General features: G+C 70.4%; 21 protein-coding genes. 7 read left to right on the top strand and 14 right to left on the bottom strand.

From position 1 onward, the window contains the following. Positions 1 to 126 precede the first annotated feature (126 nt). Positions 127 to 639, bottom strand: coding sequence for a MarR family winged helix-turn-helix transcriptional regulator (locus tag Pmi06nite_RS02915; RefSeq protein ID WP_203951226.1), 513 nt, complete (start codon positions 637 to 639; stop codon positions 127 to 129). A gap of 66 nt (positions 640 to 705) precedes the next feature. On the opposite strand from Pmi06nite_RS02915, the gene Pmi06nite_RS02910 reads away from it, so the two are divergent. Beyond that, positions 706 to 1953: an MFS transporter gene (locus Pmi06nite_RS02910; protein ID WP_203951225.1), complete on the top strand. Its 1248-nt coding sequence runs from the start codon at positions 706 to 708 to the stop codon at positions 1951 to 1953. A gap of 8 nt (positions 1954 to 1961) precedes the next feature. Here the strand turns inward: Pmi06nite_RS02910 and Pmi06nite_RS02905 are convergent, their stop codons facing one another. The 6 genes from Pmi06nite_RS02905 to Pmi06nite_RS02880 all read right to left on the bottom strand — a co-directional run bounded on the left by Pmi06nite_RS02905 (position 1962) and on the right by Pmi06nite_RS02880 (position 10414). Then, positions 1962 to 2648 (bottom strand): ABC transporter ATP-binding protein, encoded by a 687-nt coding sequence (locus tag Pmi06nite_RS02905; protein WP_239113538.1) that lies wholly within the window; start codon positions 2646 to 2648, stop codon positions 1962 to 1964. Continuing rightward, positions 2641 to 3594: an ABC transporter ATP-binding protein gene (locus Pmi06nite_RS02900; RefSeq protein WP_203951224.1), complete on the bottom strand. Its 954-nt coding sequence runs from the start codon at positions 3592 to 3594 to the stop codon at positions 2641 to 2643. Before Pmi06nite_RS02900 ends, Pmi06nite_RS02905 begins: the two co-directional genes overlap by 8 nt. Next, positions 3572 to 6064, bottom strand: coding sequence for an ABC transporter permease family protein (locus tag Pmi06nite_RS02895; protein ID WP_203951223.1), 2493 nt, complete (start codon positions 6062 to 6064; stop codon positions 3572 to 3574). The genes Pmi06nite_RS02900 and Pmi06nite_RS02895 overlap by 23 nt, the downstream gene beginning before the upstream one ends. Continuing rightward, positions 6061 to 8688, bottom strand: coding sequence for an FtsX-like permease family protein (locus Pmi06nite_RS02890; RefSeq protein ID WP_203951222.1), 2628 nt, complete (start codon positions 8686 to 8688; stop codon positions 6061 to 6063). Before Pmi06nite_RS02890 ends, Pmi06nite_RS02895 begins: the two co-directional genes overlap by 4 nt. 243 nt (positions 8689 to 8931) lie before the next feature. After that, on the bottom strand, positions 8932 to 9204 hold the full coding sequence (rpsT, locus tag Pmi06nite_RS02885; RefSeq protein WP_203951221.1) for a 30S ribosomal protein S20: 273 nt from the start codon (positions 9202 to 9204) through the stop codon (positions 8932 to 8934). 196 nt (positions 9205 to 9400) lie between these two features. Beyond that, complete coding sequence (locus Pmi06nite_RS02880) at positions 9401 to 10414, bottom strand: glycoside hydrolase family 18 protein (protein ID WP_239113536.1); 1014 nt, start codon at positions 10412 to 10414, stop codon at positions 9401 to 9403. A gap of 128 nt (positions 10415 to 10542) precedes the next feature. On the opposite strand from Pmi06nite_RS02880, the gene lepA reads away from it, so the two are divergent. After that, entirely contained in the window at positions 10543 to 12375 is a 1833-nt protein-coding gene (gene lepA / locus Pmi06nite_RS02875) for a translation elongation factor 4 (protein ID WP_203951219.1), read from the top strand. 4 nt (positions 12376 to 12379) lie between these two features. Here lepA and Pmi06nite_RS02870 read toward each other — a convergent pair whose 3' ends face one another. Genes Pmi06nite_RS02870 through Pmi06nite_RS02860 form a run of 3 tightly spaced genes read right to left on the bottom strand, consistent with a single transcriptional unit; the run spans position 12380 to position 14594 of the window. Next, the gene (locus Pmi06nite_RS02870) at positions 12380 to 13048 is read right to left on the bottom strand and encodes a response regulator transcription factor (protein WP_203951218.1); all 669 of its coding nucleotides are present in this window, start codon (positions 13046 to 13048) and stop codon (positions 12380 to 12382) included. Then, positions 13045 to 14115, bottom strand: a complete 1071-nt coding sequence (locus Pmi06nite_RS02865) for a sensor histidine kinase (protein WP_203951217.1) — start codon at positions 14113 to 14115, stop codon at positions 13045 to 13047. The genes Pmi06nite_RS02870 and Pmi06nite_RS02865 overlap by 4 nt, the downstream gene beginning before the upstream one ends. Beyond that, a complete protein-coding gene (locus Pmi06nite_RS02860) occupies positions 14112 to 14594 on the bottom strand; it encodes a hypothetical protein (protein WP_203951216.1) in 483 nt (160 codons plus the stop codon). The genes Pmi06nite_RS02865 and Pmi06nite_RS02860 overlap by 4 nt, the downstream gene beginning before the upstream one ends. 141 nt (positions 14595 to 14735) lie before the next feature. Here Pmi06nite_RS02860 and Pmi06nite_RS02855 point away from each other — a divergent pair, with 141 nt between their 5' ends. After that, positions 14736 to 15362 (top strand): MOSC domain-containing protein, encoded by a 627-nt coding sequence (locus Pmi06nite_RS02855; RefSeq protein ID WP_203951215.1) that lies wholly within the window; start codon positions 14736 to 14738, stop codon positions 15360 to 15362. 109 nt (positions 15363 to 15471) lie between these two features. Here the strand turns inward: Pmi06nite_RS02855 and Pmi06nite_RS02850 are convergent, their stop codons facing one another. Then, a complete protein-coding gene (locus tag Pmi06nite_RS02850) occupies positions 15472 to 16743 on the bottom strand; it encodes a glycoside hydrolase family 18 protein (protein ID WP_203951214.1) in 1272 nt (423 codons plus the stop codon). A gap of 136 nt (positions 16744 to 16879) precedes the next feature. On the opposite strand from Pmi06nite_RS02850, the gene hemW reads away from it, so the two are divergent. Further along, positions 16880 to 18100, top strand: coding sequence for a radical SAM family heme chaperone HemW (gene hemW, locus Pmi06nite_RS02845; protein ID WP_203951213.1), 1221 nt, complete (start codon positions 16880 to 16882; stop codon positions 18098 to 18100). Between the two features lie 68 nt (positions 18101 to 18168). Here the strand turns inward: hemW and Pmi06nite_RS02840 are convergent, their stop codons facing one another. Continuing rightward, positions 18169 to 18981 (bottom strand): DUF3097 domain-containing protein, encoded by an 813-nt coding sequence (locus Pmi06nite_RS02840; protein WP_203951212.1) that lies wholly within the window; start codon positions 18979 to 18981, stop codon positions 18169 to 18171. Between the two features lie 288 nt (positions 18982 to 19269). On the opposite strand from Pmi06nite_RS02840, the gene hrcA reads away from it, so the two are divergent. From hrcA to Pmi06nite_RS02825, 3 genes are read left to right on the top strand one after another with little or no spacing between them, the layout of a single operon-like run. Further along, positions 19270 to 20283 carry a heat-inducible transcriptional repressor HrcA gene (hrcA, locus tag Pmi06nite_RS02835; protein ID WP_203951296.1) on the top strand — a complete coding sequence of 338 codons (1014 nt, stop codon included), beginning with the start codon at positions 19270 to 19272 and terminating at the stop codon, positions 20281 to 20283. Next, positions 20284 to 21417 carry a molecular chaperone DnaJ gene (gene dnaJ, locus Pmi06nite_RS02830; RefSeq protein WP_203951211.1) on the top strand — a complete coding sequence of 378 codons (1134 nt, stop codon included), beginning with the start codon at positions 20284 to 20286 and terminating at the stop codon, positions 21415 to 21417. It abuts the gene before it with no gap. 19 nt (positions 21418 to 21436) lie between these two features. Beyond that, positions 21437 to 22168: a 16S rRNA (uracil(1498)-N(3))-methyltransferase gene (locus Pmi06nite_RS02825; protein ID WP_203951210.1), complete on the top strand. Its 732-nt coding sequence runs from the start codon at positions 21437 to 21439 to the stop codon at positions 22166 to 22168. Between the two features lie 33 nt (positions 22169 to 22201). On the opposite strand, the gene Pmi06nite_RS02820 is transcribed toward Pmi06nite_RS02825, so the two are convergent. Continuing rightward, complete coding sequence (locus tag Pmi06nite_RS02820; protein WP_203951209.1) at positions 22202 to 22822, bottom strand: hypothetical protein; 621 nt, start codon at positions 22820 to 22822, stop codon at positions 22202 to 22204. Further along, positions 22819 to 23298 (bottom strand): SigE family RNA polymerase sigma factor, encoded by a 480-nt coding sequence (locus Pmi06nite_RS02815; protein WP_203882703.1) that lies wholly within the window; start codon positions 23296 to 23298, stop codon positions 22819 to 22821. Before Pmi06nite_RS02815 ends, Pmi06nite_RS02820 begins: the two co-directional genes overlap by 4 nt. Positions 23299 to 23500: the final 202 nt, after the last annotated feature.

Raw genomic sequence — 23500 nt, 5'->3', positions numbered from 1 at the left:
CCGCCGTACCGCCCGCGAACAAGCTGAGCCGTCGTACCGCTCGAGCACAGCCGAGCCTCCGTATCGGCCGCGAACAAGCTGAGCCGTCGTACCGGCTTCGGCCGCCGATCCTGGCGGGGCGCGAGCTCACTCGGCCGGAGCCGCTGGAGCGTGGGGTCCTTCCATCTGCAGCAACATCCGTTTGAGGAGTGCGGCCAGCACATCTTGCTCGGCCGGGGTGAGAACGCCGACCATGTCCGTCTCGGTCTCTCCTCGCACGTCCATCGCCCTCAGCCAGGTCGCACGCCCCTGTTCGGTGAGTTCGACGTCCACGCGCCTGCGGTCCTCCTCACTGCGGACCCGCCGCACGAGGCCGGCCTTCTCCAGGGTGTCGAGCCGCCCCGTCATGCCGGCCGGTGACAGCTTGAGGTCCGCGGCGAGCTCTGAGGGAGTGGCTCGGCCGTGCTCGCCACGTGAGGCGAGCTGATGCAGCGTCTCGAACTCGAAGTCCTGGAGGCCGACGACGGCGAGCGCGGTGTCCTTGCTCCGGTAGAGGTGTTTCACCAGGAACTGCAGCCTGGTGACGATCGCCTCCGCGCGTTCGTCGAAGGGCGCCTTGCCGCGCCAACGGGCGATGTGCCGGTCCACCGAGTCGTCCACCTCCCGATCATACGGCGAAATATATTTAGTTGACGAATAGTTTGCTGACGAAATACCTTCGAAAACATGATTGCTCGACTCCTCGCCGGACGGGCGGTCGCCGCACTGGCCACCGCACTCATCCCCACCGGGCTGACCCTCGCCGTCATCCGGGCCACCGGCTCGGCGCTCGATCTCGGCATCGTGCTCGCCGCCGAGACGATTCCGATGTTGCTGCTGTTGCCGATCGGCGGGGTGGTGGCGGATCGGCTGCCTCCAAGACGCGTCATCCTCGTCGCGGACCTGGCGCGATGCGCGGCCCAGGTGATGATCGGCGCGAGGCTGCTACTCGGTGATCCCTCCGTCGGTGAGATCGCCGGACTGGCGGCACTGACGGGTGTGGCCGTGGCGTTCGGGATTCCGGCCGTGTCACCACTGGTCGTAGCGGTGGCTCCGCCCGACGGGAGGCTGAGGCTTAACGCGCGACTGGGGATGGTCAACGGGTTCGCCCAGATCGGCGGGCCCGCGCTCGCCGGAGGTCTGACCCTCTGGGCCGGCCCGGGCTGGTCCTTCGTGATCACGGGGATTCTGTTCGCCGGCTCGGCCGTCACCCTGGGCGGGCTCGTCACGGCGCCGCCCGCCGGCCCGCGGCGGCACTTCCTCGCCGACCTGCGTGAGGGCTGGCGTGAGGCCAGGCGGCACCGATGGTTCCTCACCAGCCTGCTCGGTCACGGCGTCTGGCACCTCGCCGCCGGTTTCCTGCTCACGCTCGGGCCCATCATCGCGGTGCGCAGCCTGGGCGGGGAGTCCGCCTGGATCGTCATCGCCCAGGCCGGGACCGTGGCGACGGTCGCGGGCGTCTTCCTCGCGCCGAGGCTTCCGATCTCACGGCCGATCGCTGTCGCGAACGCCTCGGCCGCTCTCTACGCCGTCCCCCTGGTGGCCCTGGCGATTCCGGCGCCGCTCGTGGTGGTCGCGTGCGCCTATTTCATCGCCATGTTCGGCCTCGGCCTGCTGATCCCGCTGTGGGACACCGTCATGCAGCGCCGGATCCCGCAGGAGGCGCTCGGCCGGGTCGGATCGTTCGACGCGCTGATCTCGTTCGCGTCGCGTCCGATCGGTCTCGCCGTCGCGGCTCCCCTCGCCGCCTGGGCGGGGACTGCGATCCCGCTGATCGCCGCAGCGGTGCTCGTCGCCTCGGTCAACCTCGCCGTCGTCGCCCTGCCCGAGGTCCGAGAGCGTACGGACCCGGCTCGAGAGCGTACGGACCCGGCTCAAGTGCGTACGGACCACGTCCGCGAAGTGGGCACGCCCGTGGCTGCTCCCGAGAGATGAACCGCACGCTAGGAGGCGGCCTCCTCGAGCAGGCCGTCGCGCAGTTCGAGCACCCGGTCGGCCAGCGCGATCAGGCCGAGGTCGTGCGTCGCGACGACGGCGGTGACCCCCTCGCTCCTGACCAGGGCACGGATCAGCTCCATGATCTGGCGTGCCGTCTGCGAGTCGAGCTGCCCGGTCGGCTCGTCGGCGATGAGGACGCGCGGCCGGTTGGCCAGAGCTCGGGCGATCGCCACCCGCTGCTGCTGACCGCCGGACAGCTCGTAGGGCCGCTGGTTGACGTGATCGGCCAGCCCCACCAGCGTCAGCAGCACCCGGACGCGTTCCTCGCGCTCCTGCGCCGCAGCCTTCGCGAGCCGGAGCGGCACGCCCACGTTCTCGGCCGCCGACAACACCGGCACCAGGCCGAACGTCTGGAAGACGAACCCGACCACGTCCCGGCGCAGCTCCACCAGGCCGGACTCCGCCATGCCGGTGACGGAGCGGCCCGCGATGGTGACCTGCCCCGCGTCCGGCCGGTCCAGCCCGCCCACCAGGTTGAGCAGGGTGGTCTTGCCCGAGCCCGACCGTCCCTTGATGGCGATCAGCTCGCCGGGGAACGCCTCGAACGAGACGTCCTTCAGCGCCGCGACCTCCTTGGGGCCCTTCTGGTAGGTCTTGCGCAGACCCTTTACGACGACCAGCGGCTCAGTCATTCGGCTCACCTTCGCGATCGGCCGGCCATACTCCGATGTGGTCGCGTTCGAGCTCCAGCCGGACCCGGCGCTCCATCTCGAGTTCGTTCATGAAGTCCCGGGGGAGCTGCAGACGGCCGGCGCGGTCAAGCACGGCGTACTCTTCCGCGATCACCCCGCCGTCCTGTGACGTGCGGCGCAGCGTCTCGCTCGACGTGCGCCCGTCGCGGATGCCGATGGTGCGGTCCACCTGTTCCGACACCGTCGGGTCGTGGGTCACGATGACGCAGGTGACGCCGAGCTCGCGGTTGGCGCCGCGGAGGGCGGCGAAGACGTCCTCGGAGGTGTCGCTGTCGAGCTCGCCCGTCGGCTCGTCGGCGAGGATCACCTCGGGGGAGTTGGCCAGGGCCACGGCGATGGCGACCCGCTGCTGCTGGCCGCCGGACAACTCGCCGGGCCGCCGGGCGGCGCATTCGGCGACGCCCAGAAGCTCCAGCAGGTCGCCGGCCCGTGCCTTGTCGACCTTGCGGCCGGCCAGCCGCATCGGGAGCGTCACGTTCTCCCGCGCGGTCAGGTACGGCAGGAGGTTGCGCGCCGTCTGCTGCCAGATGAACCCCACGATGGAGCGGCGGAAGCGCAGCCGGTCGCGGGAGGTCATCGACAGCAGGTCCATCCCGGCGACGCGGGCCAGCCCGGCGGTCGGGATGTCGAGCCCCGAGAGCACGTTGAGCAGGGTGGACTTGCCCGAGCCCGACGCGCCCACGATGGCGATCAGCTCACCCTTGTCGATCAGCAGGTCGAGGCCCTGCAGGGCGACCACCTCGACCGCGGCGCTCCGATCAGAGCCACGGGAGGAGCCTTCGGTCTTGTAGATGCGAACCAGGTTGTCGCACAGGATATGGGCGTTTTCACCGAAGGCGGGACGTGTGACTCCCGCCTGCGCCTCAAGATCGGCCAGACTTGGCATGGCCACCTCCAAGGTAGGAGCCTACGAGGGCGATGAGCGCGACGCCGGCCGCGAACAGCAGCGCGGGCGTCTGCGGGGCGAGCGACGGGGCGCCGTCCGGCAGGCCCGCGTAGGCCGCCAGGTCGACGCCCGCTCCGAGCAATGAGGGCAGGCCGATGCCCAGGGCGACCCCCGCGCAGGTCGTCAGCAGGAGCAGCGGGGTCACCTCCAGGAGGGTGAGGACCCTCGCCTGCCGTCCGGTCAGGCCGAGCACGGCCAGCAGCGCATGGGCCCGGGCACGCTCCGGCGCGCGGGACACGAAGGCGATGGCCACGCCGATCAGCGCGTACACGGCGAGTGCGAGGGTGACCACCCACAGGCCGGTGACGAGTGCCGACGCGAGCGGTTCATCCGCGATGCCGTCGAGCGCCCCGTCCACGGTCCTGATCACGGCGCCCGACGGCATCCCGGCCTTGACCACCGACCTGACGGCCTCGGCGTCTCCGCTGATGAGCAGGGTGTTGGCCTTCCCGGCGACAGCGGGGACGACGATGAGATCCTGACCCGCGACGTCCACGCCGGGGAACGACGTGACGATGCCCTTCGGCACCACGGTCATGTGCTTCGGCCAGGTGATGTCGAAGCTCGACATGGCGGACAGACCGCGGGTGATGAGGGCTCCGGAGCCCGGCGCGCGCGGCAAGGTCAGCGGGCTGCCGGCGACCAGCCGGCGGTAGGCCTCCAGATCGACGGCGACCACGATTGCCGGAAGCCCGCGGAAGCCCACATCGGCGGTGATCGAGCCCACGGAGGCCGGCACCACCGCGTTCACGCCCGGTGTCCGCCGTAGTTCTTCCACCAGGCCGGTGGGGGTGTCCCGATCCACCTCCACCCGGATCTCCGCGCCGATCATCTGCCACGCGGCCTGCCGCTGGGCGGTGTCGATGCCCTGCACGGTGGCCGAGCCGTACGCGCCGATGGACAGGGCGGGAAGCAGCGCCAGCACGGGCAGCGCGACGCCCGCCGCCGCACGCGCCGCCATGGTCAGGCCCAGATACGAGGAGGCGTTGCGGCCTCGTGCGGTCAGCCGTACCAGCAGCCTGAGCGGCAGGGGATAGACCCGCAACGTCACGACCGCGGCGGCGAGGGCGAGAAGCAGGGGAGCCAGCGAGAGGAGCGGGTCGTCGGTGCCGAGCCCGCGGGTGCGCAGCAGTTGCACGCCTCCCACGCCCAGCGCGACCACGAGCACCTCCATGGCGATCCGCCGTGGAGAGGGCCGCGCCGCCACGATGTCGTCTCTGCGCTGGTCCAGCGGTTTCCGGTGTGCGCCGGCCACCCAGACGGCGCAGAAGCAGACGGCCGCCAGGGCGAGCAGCGCGGGCCCGATGTGGACGATCGGCGTGACGGGCCCCGGTACGGCGAAGGAGACCAGGTAGCCGATGAGAGCCGCGGGCACGGCCATGAGGGCGGCCGCTCCGGTGCCCATGAGGGTGACCTGCCGGAGCGAGGCGCCGCGGGCGCGCATCAAGGCGAGGTCGCCGCGTACGCGTTCGGTGAGCAGGCGTACGGCGAGCGCGATCGTGCCGGCACAGACCACGATGAGGCCGCCGAGGAGCACCGCGATGAGCGTCCGCGTCAGGGCGAGCCGGTCCAGGAACTGCGTCATGAGCCGGTCGAGGTTGGTCGACAGGGAGATGCCGGAGCCGCTGTCGGAGATGCGGTAGCGGAAGTCGGCGACCCCGGTGCGCACGGCTTCCGCGTTGCGGGCCGTGACCGCGCCGGACTTCACGGTCATGAACCACTGGTAAGTCCGCTTGGTGTTCATGGTCGCCACGCTGTCGCCGTCGGTGAGGCCGGCGAGGTACATCTGCTCTTCCATCGCCCCGACGGGGAGCGCCCTGATGACACGGCCGAGGCTGTCGTAGTGGGCCCAGAACGCCTTGGCGCCGGTCACCGGCTCATACAGTCCGGTGACCTTGGCGGAGAAGCCGTCGAGTCGGAGGACGTCACCCACCTTGATGCCGACTTCCGCGGCCGCGGGTGCGGCGAGGCCGACGTCGAACCGGGTGCCCTTCCTGGGCCCGGGCGGGCGGCCCTTGACGTAGCGGACGGCGGATTCGGCGGAGGAGACCCATGCGAGCGTCAGATGCTCGTTGCGCCTGTTGAGGATCCGCTGCCGCTCGGTTTCGACGCTGAACAGCTTCTCGGCGTTCGTCACCTGCCGCAGGGCGGGAGGGAGTTCCGCGCGCCAGTCGTCGTCCTTCGCGACGACCTGCTCGATGCTGCCCAGCGGCTCGGCGTAGTAGCTCGTGCTCAGGACCACGCCGAGCGACGTGAGCTGCGGGGGCGAGTTCGACAGAAGCCGCTGGGCGCCCTCGTCGTAGGACGCCTCCAGCATCCGGGGAAGGGCCGCCACGAGCAGGGAGACACTCAGCACCAGCGCGGCCAGCAGGGCCGCCACGCCCCGGTGGGCCGCCAGCAGCCGGATCATCGGTCCTCCCCGGTTCGCAGCACGCCGCCCGGTCCCCGCCGGTGCAGCGACCGGGCCAGGCCGCCGACCACCACCAGGAGGCTCACCGTGATCGTCAGGATGAGGACGGCCACGGTCGGCCACGGGATGTCCAGCAGGACCGGGGGCGTGACGGCGGTCGCCTGCCCGGTCAGCACGATGGCCGGCACCACGACGGCGGCGACGACCCCCGCGAGGAGGACTCCGCCCGCCAGGGAAAGGGCGATGACGAACGACTGCTCGACCGCCAGTAGGGCGATCATCTGGCGGAAGGTCACGCCGAGCGCCCTCAGCAGGGCGAACTCCGCCCGGCGTTCTCTGGCCGACACCGCCGCGTTGACGAGGAAGCCCAGCAGCGCGAACGCCAGGGCGGCGGCGAAGCCGAGCGTCAACGCCCCCTGGAGGCCGGCCGCCAGCGGGTCGGCACCGAGCCGCCGGGCGAGCGCGCCCAGATCGGTGACGGTCTCCGCGGGATCCGCCCCCAGTGCGGTCACCGCACGCGAGGTGTCATGGCCGCTGATGGAGATCCACCATTCCGTGGGATCGCGGGGGACCTTCGCCGCCCGTAACGCCGACAGGTCGGCGAGCACGGCGGGGGTCCCCGCGGCCGTGCCGGGCATGGCGGCGATCGTCCCCGCCACGTGGACGGGCACCACCTGCGAGCCGATCGTGATCGTCTTGAGCTGGGCCAGGCCGGGGGTGACCACGACCGGCAGCGCCGCGCCCTTCTGCTGAAGCCGTGAGGTCAGCGTGGCGAGCGGGGCGTCCGACAGGTCGGGCCGCAGCAACATGATCGTGCCCAGTTTCGCGGCGTCGGCGCCGAGGAGGGTGACGTCGCCGCCGCCCATGGACGCCACACTCCGGTGGACGCCGGTCACGGCGGTCACTCCGGGCAACGACTCGTAGGCCGACTCCCTGGCGTCGCCTCCCGGGGGCACCGCGATCCGGAGATCGGCTCCGGCCAGGTGCCGGGCCTGGTCGTCCTGGGACGCCCGCCAGGTCGAGCCCGTGGCCAGGGAGAGCACTCCGATGGCGATCGCCATGGTCAGCAACAGGGTGGGGCCGGAGTACCGGGTCGGGCGCCGGCTCACCTGGCGCGACCCGAGAGCCGAGGCGAGCCCGGTGCCGCGCGCGGTGAGCCGCTCCACGAGGGCCGACGCCGGTGCGAGCAGGCGAAGGCCGAGCATCCCTCCGCAGAGCAGCGCGAGCGCCGGTCCCGCCACGATCAGCGGGTCGATCCCCAGGCCGCCGCCCGCCGTAGAGGTCACCGGCGCGCCGTAGTGGCGCAACTGCCAGATCGCGAGCCCGGCCAGCACGAGCAGCACCAGGTCGGCGCCCGCTCTCTGGAGGATGCCCTGTCGCGCTCCGCGGCCCCGCGCCCCGCGTTCCTCGACGTAGGTGCGGCGGGCGCTCCTGATGGCGGGCAGCGCCAGGAGCACGGCGCAGGCCAGCGCCACGGCCGCGGAGACCGCGAACATGGCCGGCGCCGACGGCGGCGAGAGCCGTACGTCGGTCGAGCTGGTCAGCCGGAGCAGGACGGGTGCGAGGAACGGCGCCGCGACGGCGCAGGGCAGGGCGACCAGCAGCGCCTCGCCTCCGGCCAGTACGGCGAGGCGGATCGAGCCGCCGCCTCTCGACCGGAGCAGCGCGACCTCCATCTGCCGGTGGTCCGACAGCAGGCGGGCGGTGAGCGTCAGCGCGTAGGCCGCGAGGAGCAGCAGTTGCAGGACCGGGACGAGCATCGTCGAGCGCGCCACCAGGGCCGCCCGGTCGAGCTGGGTGAGCATGTCGGGCAGGAGGCTGGTGACGGTGCAGTCGGTACAGCTCGACCTGACCCCCGGTTCGATCGCGGCGACCGACCCGGCGAAGGGGCGCAGCCGCTCCCGGGGGAGGCCGCTCAGATCGGGTACGGCATGCCAGCTCGCGGAGACGGACGTGGTGAACCGGTCCAGGAAGGTGCCGGCGGACACGACGAGCGGGCCGTAGGTGGTGTAGTCGCCGTTCTGGACGCCTGCCAGGAGCAGCTCGTCACCGATGCCGCCGTCGCCGTACGGGTCGCCGGGACGGAACACTCCCGTGATCCGCACGGTGACCGGTCGGCCGTCGAGCCGCCCCACGACCCTGAGCCGGTCACCGGCCGACAGGCTCATCGCCCGGGCGGCGGCCTCGGACACCGACGCCTGGACGGTGGTTCCGGCGCCCGCGTCCGCCGGCCAGGTTCCGCTGAGGAGTGTGGAGTGCCGGTCGAGGCCCTCATAGGTGGCGAACCTGGTCAGCTCGGGCCGCTCAGCCCTCTCCTGGCCCGGCATCGCGTAGGAGTCGGAGAGCGCGCTCGACGTCACCTGGGCCGGCACGTCGCCGAACCGGGCGGCGACCTGTTCGCGGACGAGCCCGTCGATCCGGGTGAAGTCGCCCGCCGTGACGGAGGAGGTGACCGTGACGACCCGGGTGGCGAGCGGAGCGGTCTCCATCGCCCGGCGGACGCCGTCCTCGGTCACGGACACCGCGTAGACCATGAGGGCGACGAGTGTGGTCGTGGCGAGAAGCACCGAGCCGAGTGCCGCGACCAGTAGCAGTGGCTCACTCAGCGCGCGCCGGACAACCATCGGTGTACGCCCCCGCATGAACCGTCCCTGTCCGCGCCGAATCCAGAGCTTGACACTCTAGGGATCCGGAACGGGTCGTGGATGATCGGTGATCGAGCCGATACGGTGCGGGGATGCCGCTGTGATATCGAAATCGAGACATGAACCGGACGTTCCGTACACACCAGTCGCCAGGTGAGGCGGGAACGTCAAAACGCCGCATCCCGAAGACGGGATGCGGCGTGGACGTCCGCTACGGGACTGCTACTTGGCGGCCTGCAGAGCGGCGGCGCGCTTGGCGATCGCCGACTTGCGGTTGGCGGCCTGGTTCTTGTGGATGACGCCCTTGCTGACGGCCTTGTCGAGCTGGCGGGAGGCGGCATGGAGAGCCGCGACCGTCGCCTCGACGTCGCCCTGGTCTGCGGTCTCGCGGAACTTGCGGACCGCCGTCTTCAGAGACGACTTGACGGCCTTATTGCGCAGCCGGGCCTTCTCGTTCTGCTTGTTGCGCTTGATCTGGGACTTGATGTTCGCCACGAAGAAGCCTCGGTAAAGTCTTGGTCGGATGGGGCGCGCGGGCTCGAGAGAGGGCGCGCCACACGCAGAGAAACAGATTACCAACAGTCCGGCTCGCCGCTCAAATCGCGCATGAGCAGGGGCCTGTCTCTGGATCCTACCCTGCGCCGGCCGGGCGGGGGCCGAAGCCGGATCCGCGATTCCACGTGAACGGCGTTCACCCTGGCCGGACCCAGGCCGTCTCGTACTCCTTCCAGTCCTCCTCCGTGGCCGCGAAGTCCACATAGAGGGCGAGGCCGAGGTTGGACCGGGGGCCGTCATCCGTGAGGGCGAGCCGGGCGCCGTCGGCGGCCGCCTTGACACTCTCGGCGAAGTCGCTCAGGCCGACGAGGTGGTCGTGGTAGGCGGGGGCGCCGATGAGGACGGTCTTGTCCTCGGGCACCAGGCCCATGGCCAGCTTCGCCTGCCGTACGACATGGCCGCCGTAGAGCGACGGCAGGGGAGTCCAGGAGTCGTAGGTCATGATGGCGACCTGGTCGGTGAGATCCGCGACCTGCCGGAAGTAGCCGGGCGTCCAGTACTTGTCGTGGCCGACGATGAGGCGGAGGGGGAACCGCATGCCGGGCAGTGGCTCGATCTGCTGCGTGGCCACCGACAGGAGCTTGGAGCCGATCGCCTGCCGCGTTTCGGTCAGCACGTCCAGGAAGGACCGGTCACCGTCCGACACGGGCTCGAAGTCGTAGTGGACGCCGTCGAACCCGAGATCGGACAGCGCCTTCGCCCCCGCGACGACCCTCGTCCGGGTCGCCGGATCGGCGAGGTCCAGGCCGCCTGCGACTCCGCCGTCCACGACCTGGCCGAGCCAGGCGGACACCCGGACTCCGGGGAGCTTCTCCCGCCACCACTTGAGGAAGTTCGCCGCGTTGGGGTACTTGCCGGCCGGGAGCGTGCCGTCGGCGTCGAACGGGCCGCTGTGCACGTATACGTCACGGATCCCGCTCTGGCGTAACCGGACGGCCAGCGCGTCCACGTCGGCGGCCGTCTTCCTGCCGTCCACCCAGGCGTGCCCCATCCACAGCGCGTCGTGTCCCGTCGTCCTGGCCCAGGCCGCCGGAGAGCCGGTGAATTGGAGCCTCAGCGCGCCCGCCGCGATCAGCCCCAGGGCCAGCACCACGGCCAGGACGATCATCGTCCAGCGGAGAACGTGCCTGATGGTCCGTCTGATGGTCAAGGCAAGCATCCGGACATGCCACCATGGAGGGTGGCTGCTCCGCCAGCCCCGACCGGAGAGCGCGCTGAGCGTGAGGCGAGGCGGTTCGGCCGATCGGGCACACACCTACCTTGTTGAAACGGACTTCGGTGCGCACCCAGCCTGGCCAGACCGACCCCGCGTTGATCCGCAATTTCTGCATCATCGCGCACATCGACCATGGCAAGTCGACCCTCGCCGACCGGATGCTCCAGCTCACCGGTGTGGTCGACGACAGGTCGATGCGTGCGCAGTACCTCGACCGGATGGACATCGAGCGCGAGCGCGGCATCACGATCAAGTCGCAGGCCGTGCGGCTCCCGTGGGACGGCCACGTCCTCAACATGATCGACACGCCCGGCCACGTCGACTTCACCTACGAGGTGTCGCGGTCGCTCGAGGCGTGCGAGGGCGCGATCCTGCTCGTCGACGCCGCCCAGGGCATCGAGGCGCAGACGCTGGCCAACCTCTACCTGGCCATGAACGCCGACCTGCACATCATCCCGGTGCTCAACAAGATCGACCTGCCCGCGGCGCAGCCGGACAAGTACGCCGAGGAGATCGCCGGGCTCATCGGCTGCGACCCGGGCGACGTCATGCGGGTGTCGGGGAAGACCGGCGTGGGCGTCAAGGAACTGCTCGACCACGTCGTCGAGCACGTGCCCGCGCCCGTCGGCGACCCCGACCGGTCCGCCCGCGCGCTGATCTTCGACTCGGTCTACGACACCTACCGCGGCGTCGTGACCTACGTCCGCGTCATCGACGGGCACCTGTCCAAGCGCGAGCGGGTGCTCATGATGTCCACCGAGGCTCAGCACGAGCTCCTCGAGATCGGCGTGATCTCGCCGGAGGCCGTGCCGTCCGACAAGGGCCTCGGCGTCGGCGAGGTCGGCTACCTGATCACCGGGGTGAAGGACGTGCGCCAGTCGCGCGTCGGCGACACGGTCACCAGCGCGGTGAAGCCCGCCACCGACGCGCTCGGCGGCTACGACCACCCGAAGCCGATGGTCTACTCGGGCCTTTATCCGATCGACGGTGACGACTACCCCGAGCTCCGCGAGGCCCTCGACAAGCTCCGGCTGAACGACGCCGCGCTGGTCTACGAGCCGGAGACGTCGGCGGCGCTGGGATTCGGCTTCCGCTGCGGCTTCCTCGGCCTGCTCCACATGGAGATCGTCCGGGAGCGGCTGGAGCGGGAGTTCAACCTCTCGCTCATCTCCACCTCGCCCAACGTCATCTACCGCGTGGTGATGGAGGACGGCAAGGAACTCGTGGTCACCAACCCGTCCGAGTTCCCGGGCGGCAAGATCGCCGAGATCCACGAGCCGATGGTGAAGGCAACGGTGCTGGCGCCCTCCGAGTTCATCGGCGCCATCATGGAGCTGTGCCAGGGCCGCCGGGGCAACCTCATGGGCATGGAGTACCTCTCGGAGGACCGGGTCGAGATCCGCTACACCCTGCCGCTCGGTGAGATCATCTTCGACTTCTTCGACCAGCTCAAGTCGAAGACGCGCGGCTACGCCTCGCTCGACTACGAGCCGTCGGGCGAGCAGGACGCCGACCTCGTGAAGGTCGACATCCTCTTGCAGGGCGAGCCCGTCGACGCCTTCAGCGCCATCGTCCACCGGGAGAAGTCCTACGCCTACGGGGTCGAGATGGCCAAGAAGCTCAAGGACCTCATTCCCCGGCAGCAGTTCGAGGTGCCCATCCAGGCCGCCATCGGCGCCCGGGTGATCGCCAGAGAGAACATCCGGGCCATGCGCAAGGACGTCCTGGCCAAGTGCTACGGCGGCGACATCAGCCGTAAGCGCAAGCTGCTGGAGAAGCAGAAGGAGGGCAAGAAGCGCATGAAGATGGTCGGCCGGGTCGAGGTGCCCCAGGAGGCCTTCGTCGCGGCGCTGTCCACCGACTCGGGCGCCGCGGCCGACAAGGCCAAGAAGTAGCGCGTCAGCGAGGTCCCGGATCGTCGGGCGGCTCAGCGAGGCCGTGCTCGTAGGCGTACCGCACCGCCTGGGCGCGGTCGCGGAGGCCGGCCTTGGCGAACAGGTTGTTGATGTGCGTCTTGACCGTGGCCTCGCTGATGAACAGCTCCCGGGCGATCTCGGCGTTCGTCCTGCCCCGGGCGATCAGCCTGAGCACGTCCTCCTCCCGCGAGGTGAGACCGGCGGTCCTGTTCCGCTGCGGCTCCTTGGCCGTCATGCTCTCCAGCAGGCGACGCTGGACCGAGGGGTCGAGCTGTGCGTCTCCCTCGTGCACGACGGTGACGGCCTGGGCGATCTCCTCCGCGCTCGCGCTCTTGGTGAGGAAGCCTCGTGCGCCGGCCCGCAGCGCGGAGAACACCGACTGATCGTCCGCGTACGTCGTGAGGACCACCACCTGGACGTCCGGGTAGCCCTCGCGGATCCGCCGGGTGGCCTCGACGCCGTCCATCCGGGGCATGCGCAGATCCATGAGCACGACATCCGGGCGGCGCTCACCGGCCAGGTGGACCGCCTCCTCACCGTCTGCCGCCGTTCCGACGACCTCGACGCCGGGGATCAGGCCGAGAAGCAGGACGAGTCCCTCGCGGACGACCGTCTGGTCGTCGGCGACCAGCACGCGGGTCACGTGGCTCACGCGGGCACCTCCAGCCGTACGCGGAACACGCCGTCGCGCTCGCCCGCCTCCAGGTGCCCTCCGAGCAGTTCGGCCCGTTCGCGCATGCCCACGAGGCCGTAGCCGCTGCCGGGTGTCCCCGGCGAGGCGGCCAGTTCGTTCGTCACCTCGAGTGAGCACGACTCGGGACCGAAGATCAGCCGGACGCCGGGCGCCACCCCCGGAGCGTGTCGTCGCACGTTGGTCAGGGCCTCCTGGGTGGTACGGATGATCGCGAGCTCGGCCTCCGGATCGAGGCGGCGCCTGTCTCCGGCCATCGTGAGCTCGCAGCCCACACCGGTGGCGGTCTCGAACTCCCCGGTGAGCGTGGAGACGGCGTCGACGAGCGGCGGCATGTCCTCCCGCAGCGCGGTGATCGCCCTGCGGGTCTCCTCCAGGCCCTGCTTGGCCATGTCCCTCGCGAGCTCGACCCGCTCCAGCGCCTCGTCCGACCTGTCCGCCCGCAGCAGGAGCCGGGCCCCTTCGAGATGGACGATCTGGGCGGAGAGGGAGTGGGCGAGGATGTCGTGGATGTCCCGCGCGATGCGCGCCCGCTCCGCCAGGACCGCCTCGCGGTCCTCCGCCGCCCGCGCGGCCAGGGTGGTCCGCCGGACGTAGGCGAGCAGGTAGATCACTCCGCCGATGGCGATCACGTCCCACGACGGGCCCTTCCCCTCTTCGAGGGTGCCCACCGCCAGTCCGGCCAGGGCCGTGACGGCGGCGGGCAGGGAGAAGGCGGGCGACAGCCGCAACGCGATGACGCCGATCGCGACGAAGACGGCGGAGATCGCGGGGCCTTCCGGCCGCAGGAGATGGAGCAGGAGCGCGCTGGCGACCATCGCGTACGACGCGACGATTACGCGGGGCGTCATCCGGTCGCGCCGTTGGACGGCGAAGAAGGCCGCCGTGACGAAGCAGACGGACAGCAGGGAGTTCGCCAGGCTCGCACCGGAGAGCCGTGGCCCCGGGTCGGACTGCAGCAGGGCGATCAGGAACACCACCACTACTGCGATTCGTATGGCGAGCCTGATGGTCCGCTCCCTGTTCACGCCTTGACGGTAGCGGCCGCCGGCGGGGCGGTCGAGCGCGCCCGTGTGGTGACCGCCACGGCCTGGACGACCAGCGAGAGGCCGAAGAAGATCAGGATGCTTCCCGCCTCCATGGCCACGCCTGCCGCGATTCCTGCGGCGACGAACCCGGCGCGGGCGGCGATCGCGACGAGCCACGCGGCGATCGTCCAGGCCGTGCCCCTGCGCCAGAGCCTGCCGCTCTCATCGCGCCAGATCCGCATGGTGTAGGCCCGCACGAGGCCGAGCGCGACTCCGACGACCAGTTCTCCGGCGAGCAGCCAGACGCTCAGGGCGAAGTGGTCGCCGTCGACGAGGTGTCCCTGGGCCGCCCCCAGGGCGATGAGGACGAGCGGCAGGACGAGGGCGCGGCCTTCCCCGACGGGGCGGGTGCGCATCTGGCGGTAGATCGACAGGGCGAGGACGGCGAGGGCCAGGAGGATGGCGAGCTGTTCGTTCATGGACTTGAAATTAGGCAAGCCGGGCGGCGAGAGGATCGGAGCACGGGTGGAGATCCAGTTCTCCACCCCCCGGGTGGATCCTCGACGTGCCCGCCGGAAAACCGGATGCCCGCGGCGATGCGGATTCATTAGCGTCGGCTCATGCGCATCCTTTCGGTGAACGTGGGCCGTGCCGTAGCCGCCGAGTGGGCCGGGACGCTTCGCCGGACCGCCATCGACAAGAGGGCGGCCGAGGGGCGCGTCGCCGTACACGAAAACGGCCTGGCGGGGGACGAGCGGGCCGACCTCGTCCACCACGGCCATCCTGACCAGGCGGTCTACGCGTACGCGCGGGAGGACCACGACTGGTGGGAGGCGCGACTGGGCCGGGAACTCGGCGACGGCGCGTTCGGGGAGAACCTCACCACGTCGGGAGCCGACGTGACGGAGGCGCTCATCGGGGAGCGGTGGCGGATCGGGACCGCCCTCCTCGAGGTGACGGCGCCCCGGATCCCCTGCGTGACGTTCCGCGGGTGGATGGGGGAGCCCGGCTGGGTCAGGCGCTTCACCCTGGCCGCCCGCCCGGGCGCGTACCTCCGGGTCGTCGAACAGGGTGAGCTGGGCGCGGGCGACGAGATCGAGGTGCTGGTCCGGCCGCGGGACGGCGCGACGATCCGTGAGGCGTTCGCCGCGTATCACGGGGACAAGGACCTGATGCGCAAGATCCTCGCCTACCCCGGCCACGGCGAGAAATGGGACGCGATCGCGGAAAGAGTGCTGAAGAGCTGACCGTCGTGGATCACGAAGGGGACCGGAGCCCGACCCAGGAGCCCCGGCCCCCTCGTGCCGCCCGCCCGTGCTGCGGCGGGCGGGCCCACCCCCACAGGTGGGTTCGGGATCAGCGCAGTACGGAGTACAGCGCCGAGGTGAGTGACGCCTTGGCGTCGTCCTGGTCGATGGACCACAACATGGATCCGCCGAGGCCCTTGAGCCTGATGTAGGCGGCCTTCTCCACCATCACGGCCGGGTCGTCGTAGGACCAGAACTCGTTGCCGTCGTAGAGCCAGAGCGTTCCGGTCAGCAGGTCGCGGTAGCGCTTGCCCGGCTTGGCGACGAGGTTCTTGTAGTCGTCACTGCCGGGGGCCCAGGTGCCCGGAGCGGGTCCGGTGGCCGGGGCGTAGAGGCCGTTGCCCTTGGACGTCACGCCTGTCCAGCCCTGGCCGTACGCGGGGACTCCCACGACGATCTTCTGGGCGGGAGCTCCGCGGCTGATGTAGTCGCGGACCGTCTGGTCGACGCTGTACCGCACGGGGTTGGGGTCGCGCCGGTCGGTGAACAGGTTGCCGTTGTGGCCGGTCTGGAGCTCCCACGGGCCGTGCAGGTCGTACCCCTGGACGGTGGCGAAGTCGAGCTGGCTGAAGACCTTCTTGACCTCGAAGCCGGCGTCGATCTTGGTGGCCGCGGCGGGGAGGAAGGCGGTGAGCTCCGACTTCCGGTCGGCCGCCTTCATCTGGCGGCGCAGATCGGCGAGGAACAGCGTGAAGTTCTGCTTGTCCTCCGGGCGGATGACGTTGCCGTCGTTGCCGGAGGAGCCGGGCCACTCCCAGTCGAGGTCGATGCCGTCGAAGACGCCCGCGCCCGCGCCCGCGGGCAGCCCGGGCAGGTTGCCCTTCAGCCACAGGTCGACGCAGGACGCGGCCAGCGTGGACCGCGCCGCGGGGGTGAGGACGGCGTCGGAGAAGTACTTCGAGCCGGTCCAGCCGCCGAGCGAGATCAGCACCTTCAGGCCGGGGTGCTTGGCCTTGAGCTTCTTCAGCTGGTTGAGGTTGCCCTTGAGCGGCTGGGCGTCTGCGTCGGCGACGCCGTCCACGCTCTCCTCGGCGGGGACGCCGCGCTGCCAGTCGGCCCACGGGTCGGCGGAGTAGCACGTGCCCTCGGGGCCCACGAACCCGAACGCGTAGTTGATGTGGGTGAGCTTGGCGGCGGCGCCGCTGGTCTCGAGGTCCTTGACGTGGTAGTTCCGCGCGTAGATGCCCCACTGGATGAAGTAGGCGACGCGCTTGAAGCGGTCGTTCTTGCCTGTCTGGGCCTGGGCCGCGGGAGGCACGGCGACGGCCGCGAGGCCGACGGCGACCGCCGCGACGAGGAGGTGCTTCAGGAATCGGCGCACGTTTGTGTCTCCTGCTGTCGTTGGGACAACTATTAGGAAACTTTCTTGTAAATTGTCGCCGATCGTAGACCGGGGCGATCGGGCCGTCAATGGCACGGCGTCGATGGCATAGGGGGACTGGCGGCAGACTGGGGGTGTGCCTTCCGCCCTTCCCGACGGTGATCCCGTTCCCGCGTCCGGCGACCTGCCGCAGACCGCGCTCGACGGGCTTGGTTCACGCCCGTTCGGTTTTTATGTGCATGTCCCGTTCTGCGCCACGCGCTGCGGCTACTGCGACTTCAACACCTACACCGCCGCCGAGTTGGGCCCGGGGGCGTCGCAGCGGGACTACGCCGCCACGGCGATCGAAGAGGTACGGCTGGCGCGGCGTGTGCTCGGAGCGGCCGCCCTGCCCGTGGAGACCGTGTTCTTCGGGGGAGGCACGCCGACCCTGCTGCCCGCGGCCGACCTGGTGCGGGTGCTCGGCGCGATCGACGACGAGTTCGGCCTGGCGCCGGGCGCGGAGGTGACCACCGAGGCCAACCCCGAGTCCGTCGACCAGGCCTACCTGGAGGCGTTGCGGGAGGGCGGCTTCAACCGGATGAGCTTCGGCATGCAGAGCGCCAGCGAGCACGTGCTGAAGGTGCTCGACCGCAGGCACAGCCGAGGGCGGCCCGAGCAGGCCGTACAGGAGGCGAGGAAGGCCGGCTTCGAGCACGTCAACCTGGATCTGATCTACAGCACTCCGGGGGAGACCGACGACGACTGGCGCGACTCGCTGGCGGCCGCCCTCGCCGCCGGGCCCGACCACGTGTCGGCCTACTCGCTGATCGTCGAGGACGGCACCCGGCTCGCCGCGCGCATCCGCCGGGGTGAGCTGCCGATGCCGGACGACGACGTGGCCGCCGACCGCTACCTCATCGCGGAGGAGATGCTCTCGGCCGCGGGGCTCGAGTGGTACGAGGTCTCCAACTGGGCTGCCGCCGACGAGGCGCGCTGCCGCCACAACCTGCTCTATTGGACCGGTGGGGACTGGTGGGGCGTCGGCCCCGGGGCGCACAGCCATGTCGGGGGCACCCGGTGGTGGAACGTCAAGCATCCGGCGGCCTACGCGTCCCGCCTGGCGTCGGGCGCCTCGCCCGGGCACGCCAGGGAGGAACTGACCGCCGAGGACCGGGCCGTCGAGCGGATCATGCTGGAGCTCCGCCTCGTCTCCGGGTTCCCGCTGTCCGACCTGCCCCCTCAGGCGCGTACGGCGTGTGCCAGGGCGCTGGGGGACGGCCTGCTCGAGGTCGAGCCGTTCAAGCGGGGGAGGGCCGTGCTCACCCTGCGCGGGCGCCTGCTCGCCGACGCTCTGGTGCGTGATCTGACGCCGTAGCGATTTCGTGCATGATCACGGTTGATGGTTGTGCTGGTCGGGCGGCCTGTCGCCGAAGGTGTGCATGATCACGCGGGGGGTTGGGCGGTGACGAAGTCGATCAGTTCTTCGACGCGTCCGAGGAGTTCGGGCTCGAGGTCGGCGAACGTCTCGACCCGGCCGAGGATGTGCCGCCACGCCTCCTGGGGGTCCATCCGCCAGCCGAGAGCGGCGATCACGCCCTCCTTCCACGGGAGCCCGCGAGGGACGTCCGGCCACCCGGCGATGCCGAGCGCCGACGGCTTGACCGCCTGCCAGATGTCCACGTACGGGTGTCCCACGATCAACACGTGGTCCCCGGTCACCTGGGCCGCGATCCTGCTCTCCTTGGAGCCCGGGACGAGATGGTCGACCAGCACCCCGAGGCGCCTGCCCGGCTCGGGGGCGAACTCCGCCACGATGGCCGGCAGATCGTCGACGCCTTCGAGGAACTCGACCACCACGCCTTCCACGCGCAGGTCGTGGCCCCAGATCTTCTCCACGAGGGAGGCGTCGTGGACGCCCTCGACGTAGATTCGGCTCTCCCTCGCCACCCGGGCGCGCAGGCCCTCCACCGCGACGGATCCCGAGGCGCTCCGCTTGGCGCCCTGCGGCGCGGCGGCCGGCCGTACCAGCGTCACGGGCTTGCCGTCCAGGAGGAATCCGGCGGGCACCAGGGGGAAGATCCGCCGTCGCCCGAACCGGTCCTCCAGGGTGACGGCCTCCTTGTCGCAGGCCACCACGGCGCCGCAGAAGCGGCCTTCCGCGTCCTCGACCACGAGGTCCGGTTCGGCCGGAATCTTGGGGATCTGCCCCCGCTTGGGGCGCCGCCAGTCTCCGGAAAGCACGTCCTGCCCGTACATGCCGGGAACGCTAGCAAATCGCGGACAGGCGCGGCGTGAGGTCGGAGTGCTGATCACGGGATCTCGGGTCCGACGAAGTCCGGCGAGAGTCCGGCGAGAGGACGCGGGGGATCGGGCTCGGACCTTCTCCGGAAGGGGTATTCCTGTTATGTGGCTTGAGAGTGATTCGTGGATGGTTTGTCCGCGGCATCGTCTGTGTTATCGCACCCCGTGGGCGGTAGCCGTACACTTGGCACTCGGGAACACAGAGTGCCAGAGCCCGTGTTCCCCGCACAGGGAGGTGACACTTTGCTCGACGACCGCAAGCTGGCCGTGCTGCGTGCCATCGTCGAGGACTACGTGTCCACCAACGAGCCGGTGGGCTCCAAGGCCCTTGCCGACAGGCACAATCTCGGCGTCTCACCTGCGACGATCCGCAACGACATGGCCGCGCTCGAGGAGCAGGGGTACATCCACCAGCCCCACACGAGCGCGGGCAGGGTGCCGACCGACAAGGGATATCGCCTGTTCGTCGACCGTCTCTCACAGGTGAAACCACTCTCGGGAGCCGAACGCCGCGCCATCGAGACGTTCCTCGCGGGAGCGGTCGACCTCGACGAGATCGTCATGCGGACGGTCCGCCTGCTCGCCCAGCTCACCCGCCAGGTCGCGGTGGTGCAGTATCCGTCGCTGACCAGGTCGACGGTCCGGCATGTGGAGATCGTGCCCGTCGGCGAGCGACGGGTGATGCTCGTGCTGATCACCAACACCGGCCGGGTCGAGCAGCGCGTGATCGATCTGGTCGAGGACGTGGCGGAGGACCGGATCGCGAATCTGCGGGCCGTCCTCAACACGTGCCTCGACGGCTGCGGCCTGTCCAACGTCCCGGAGACCGTCGCCGAGTTGCCGGAACGGCTTCCGCAGGAGGACAGGTCGGTGGCGGCGACCATCCTGTCCGTGCTCCTCGAGACGCTCGTCGAGCGGCACGAGGAGAAACTCGTCTTCGCAGGGACCGCCAACCTCGCGGCGGCCGACTTCAGCGTCGGCCTGCGCGACGTGCTGGAGGCGCTGGAGGAACAGGTCGTCCTGATGCGTCTCCTCGGAGAGACAGGCGGACTGTCCGAGCTGACCGTCCGGATCGGCTCGGAGAACCCGTACACCGGACTTCGCGGCACCTCTATCGTGGCCGCGGGATACGGTTCGGGCGACAAGGAACTGGCCCGGCTCGGAGTGCTGGGCCCGACTCGAATGGACTATCCCGTGACGATGGGTGCGGTGCGCGCCGTGGCGCGCTACGTGGGCCAGATCCTGGCGGGGTCATAAGTGGCCCAGGACTACTACGCGACCCTCGGGGTACGCCGTGACGCCAGCCAGGAAGAGATCAAGAAGGCGTACCGCCGTCTCGCCCGGGCGCTGCACCCAGATGTGAATCCGGATCCGGAGACCCAGGAGCGGTTCAAGGAGGTCACCCAGGCGTACGAGGTCCTCTCGGACACGAGCAAGCGCCAGATGTACGACCTCGGCGGCGACCCGTTCAGCAGCGGCGCGGGCGCCGGGGCGGGCGGTTTCGGAGCCGGGTTCCCGTTCAGCGACATCATGGACGCCTTCTTCGGGTCCTCGGGGACCTCTCGAGGGCCGCGATCGCGCGCCAGGCGCGGCCGCAACGCGACGATCCGGGTCGAACTCGACCTCGCGGAATCGGGGTTCGGCACCACGCGTGAGCTGGTCGTCGACACGGCCGTGTTGTGCGAGGTCTGCCAGGGATCCGGCGCGGCGGCGGGCACCCACCCGGACACCTGTGACATGTGCCACGGCCGCGGAGAGGTCTCGCAGGTCACCCGGTCGTTCCTCGGCCAGGTCATGACCTCGCGCCCGTGCCCGCAGTGCGGCGGCTTCGGAAGTGTGATCCGCCACCCGTGCATGGAGTGCTCCGGCGAGGGCCGGGTCCGCACGCGCCGGACCATCAAGGTGCGCATCCCCGCCGGTGTCGAGGACGGCACCCACATCCAGCTCGCGGGTGAGGGCGAGGTCGGCCCCGGTGGCGGCCCCGCCGGCGACCTCTTCCTGGAGATCGTCGAGCGCCCGCACCAGATCTTCGAGCGGCGCGGCGACGACCTCCACTGCACGGTCCAGATTCCGATGACGGCCGCCGCCCTCGGCACGTCGCTCACCGTCGAGACCCTCGACGGCGCCGAGGACATCGATGTACGGCCCGGCACACAGGCGGGCCAGGTCATCCCCCTGTACGGCAGGGGCGTGCAGCGTCTCAACGAGACGGGCCGCGGCGACCTGCTGATCCACGTCACCGTGGAGACCCCCACCAAGCTCGATCCCCAGCAGGAGGAGTTGCTCAAGGAGTTGTCGAAGCTGCGGGGCGAGGAGCGGCCCCCGGGCAAGTTCACGCCCGGGCAGCAGGGCTTCTTCTCCCGGCTGCGAGACGCCTTCAACGGCCGCTGAGGTCCGTTGTGAGCGGCGCATGAGCGTTCCCGTCTTCCTGGCCGACGCAGCCGACCTCGAGGCGGACCACGTCGTGCTCGACGGCGCGGAGGGACGGCACGCGGCCGCCGTCCGCCGGATGCGCGCGGGCGAGCGGATCGACCTCACCGACGGCGCCGGCCTCCTCGCCGAGTGCGTGGTCCTCGAGGTGGGCAAGGATTCGCTCACCGCCGAGGTGGTCGGACGCCGCCGCGTCGAGGCGCCGGCGCCGCGCCTGGTCGTGGTCCAGGGCCTCCCGAAGGGCGACCGGGGTGAGCTGTCGGTCGAGATGATGACCGAGGCGGGCGTGGACGTCATCGTGCCCTGGTCGGCCGCCCGCTGCGTGACCCAGTGGAAGGGCGACCGGGCGGCCAAGGGGACGGCCCGCTGGCGGAGCACCGCCCGCGAGGCGGGTAAGCAGGCCCGCCGTTTCCATCTCCCCGAGGTCACGGAGCAGGCCACGACCGGCCAGGTCGCGGAGCTGATCTCGCAGGCGGCCCTCGGGATCGTCCTGCATGAGGAGGCCACGGCCTCGCTGTCCGGCGTCACGCTTCCCGAGAAGGGCGACATCGTGATCGTGGTCGGCCCTGAGGGCGGCATCGCCGGCGAAGAACTCGACAGGTTCGCGCAGGCGGGAGCCGTACCGGCCCTGCTGGGGCCGACGGTGTTGCGGACCTCGACGGCGGGGGTCGCCGCCGCGGCCGTGCTGCTGTCCCGGTGCGGGCGCTGGTGACGGAGACCTCAGACGGACCTCAGACGGTCGAGGTCAGGAGGCCACCGCGACTTCGTCGCCCGCGTCGAGCGTGGCCGTCTCCGTCGGGGTGGGTGTCGGCGTGGGCGTGGGGGTGACCGACGGCGTCGGGGTGGGTGTCGGCGTCGGCGTGGGCACCGGAGGAGACGGCGTCTCCTTCTCCGGAGGGCATGACGGAGACGGGGGGATCTTGCCGGGCGGGTGCGTGGCGCAGACCGTCGCCTTGGGAGGTGAGGGCCGCATGCTCGTGGTCGGCTTGTGCGAGGGAGTCGGCGTCACCTGAGAGTGCGGCGTCCCACTGGGGGAGATCACGGGGGTGGGAACCGTTCCGGCGGGGGGACGTCCCGTCGAGGAGGTGTCGGGAAGCTCGGAGCCGTCCGCTCCCGCGACCGAGATGCCCGTGCTCTGGCTCACCTGAGTGCGCAGGTCGGGGACCAGCATGACGACCGTTCCGGCCACGAGGACGGCTCCGGCTACGGAGACTCCGGCTCGCCACCAAAACGTGCCCCGCAGGCCGCGCTTCTCGATCCGGCCGCGGATGATGTTCAGTCCCTCGGGAGACGGCACGATGGAGTCCGCCTCCGCGCGCATGGAAGCGCGGAGCAACTCCTCGAAGTCGTCGTCGGGGAAGGTCATGAGAACTGCTCCAGTGCCATCCGTAGTGCGGCCATGCCGCGGGCCGTGTGACTTTTCACCGCGCCCTTGCTGATTCCCATCGCGTTGGCGATCTCAGCCTCGGACAGGTCGCCGTAGTAGCGGAGCACGAGCGCCTCCCGCTGCCTGGTGGGCAGGCCACGGAGTGCCTCGATCACCGCAGTGCGCTCCAGCTCTCCGATAGCGCCGTTCTCCGCGCTCGGCGCGTCGGGAAGGCCCTTGGGCGCGTATCTCTCGACGACGGCACGATGGCGCAGCACGGATCGTGATCGGTTGACGACCGACTGGCGGAGGTAGGCGAGTGCCTTGTCGGTGTCACGAAGCCGCCGCCACGCGCCATGGATGGCGACGAAGGCGTCCTGCACGACTTCTTCCGCACTGGCCACATCACGGACCAGTAACACCGCGAGACGCACCAATGACCGATAGTGGGCGCTGTAAAGCGCCGTCACGGCCATGTCGGCATCCCACCCGACGGGCACCGCCCCCAGCGACCTGTCGGCCACGAGGGTTTCGGTGGTCACGTCAGTAGGACGCTCGTCACTCCCGGGAAGTTTACGTTCTTCCGAATCATTAGGGGGCATGACCCAGTGGTGTCCTCGCCCGACACTAGGGGTGTTTTTTCGGTGCAGTGTCGCACACACAGACTATCTACGCGGA

The organism is Planotetraspora mira, assembly GCF_016863275.1.
In the GTDB taxonomy this organism is placed as follows: Bacteria; Actinomycetota; Actinomycetes; order Streptosporangiales; family Streptosporangiaceae; genus Planotetraspora; species Planotetraspora mira.
The sequence above is the reverse complement of the archived record's forward strand: the minus strand, read 5'-3'. Positions and strand labels throughout refer to the sequence as shown.

Bases quoted from the DNA above. Each gene is read 5' to 3' on its own strand.
- Pmi06nite_RS02910 (WP_203951225.1), top strand. From the start codon at position 706: ATGATTGCTCGACTCCTCGCCGGACGGGCGGTCGCCGCACTGGCCACC.
- Pmi06nite_RS02905 (WP_239113538.1), bottom strand. From the start codon at position 2,648: ATGACTGAGCCGCTGGTCGTCGTAAAGGGTCTGCGCAAGACCTACCAG.
- Pmi06nite_RS02900 (WP_203951224.1), bottom strand. From the start codon at position 3,594: ATGCCAAGTCTGGCCGATCTTGAGGCGCAGGCGGGAGTCACACGTCCC.
- Pmi06nite_RS02895 (WP_203951223.1), bottom strand. From the start codon at position 6,064: ATGATCCGGCTGCTGGCGGCCCACCGGGGCGTGGCGGCCCTGCTGGCC.
- Pmi06nite_RS02890 (WP_203951222.1), bottom strand. From the start codon at position 8,688: ATGGTTGTCCGGCGCGCGCTGAGTGAGCCACTGCTACTGGTCGCGGCA.
- Pmi06nite_RS02860 (WP_203951216.1), bottom strand. From the start codon at position 14,594: ATGAACGAACAGCTCGCCATCCTCCTGGCCCTCGCCGTCCTCGCCCTG.
- Pmi06nite_RS02855 (WP_203951215.1), top strand. From the start codon at position 14,736: ATGCGCATCCTTTCGGTGAACGTGGGCCGTGCCGTAGCCGCCGAGTGG.
- Pmi06nite_RS02840 (WP_203951212.1), bottom strand. From the start codon at position 18,981: ATGTACGGGCAGGACGTGCTTTCCGGAGACTGGCGGCGCCCCAAGCGG.
- Pmi06nite_RS02825 (WP_203951210.1), top strand. From the start codon at position 21,437: ATGAGCGTTCCCGTCTTCCTGGCCGACGCAGCCGACCTCGAGGCGGAC.
- Pmi06nite_RS02820 (WP_203951209.1), bottom strand. From the start codon at position 22,822: ATGACCTTCCCCGACGACGACTTCGAGGAGTTGCTCCGCGCTTCCATG.
- Pmi06nite_RS02815 (WP_203882703.1), bottom strand. From the start codon at position 23,298: ATGGCCGTGACGGCGCTTTACAGCGCCCACTATCGGTCATTGGTGCGT.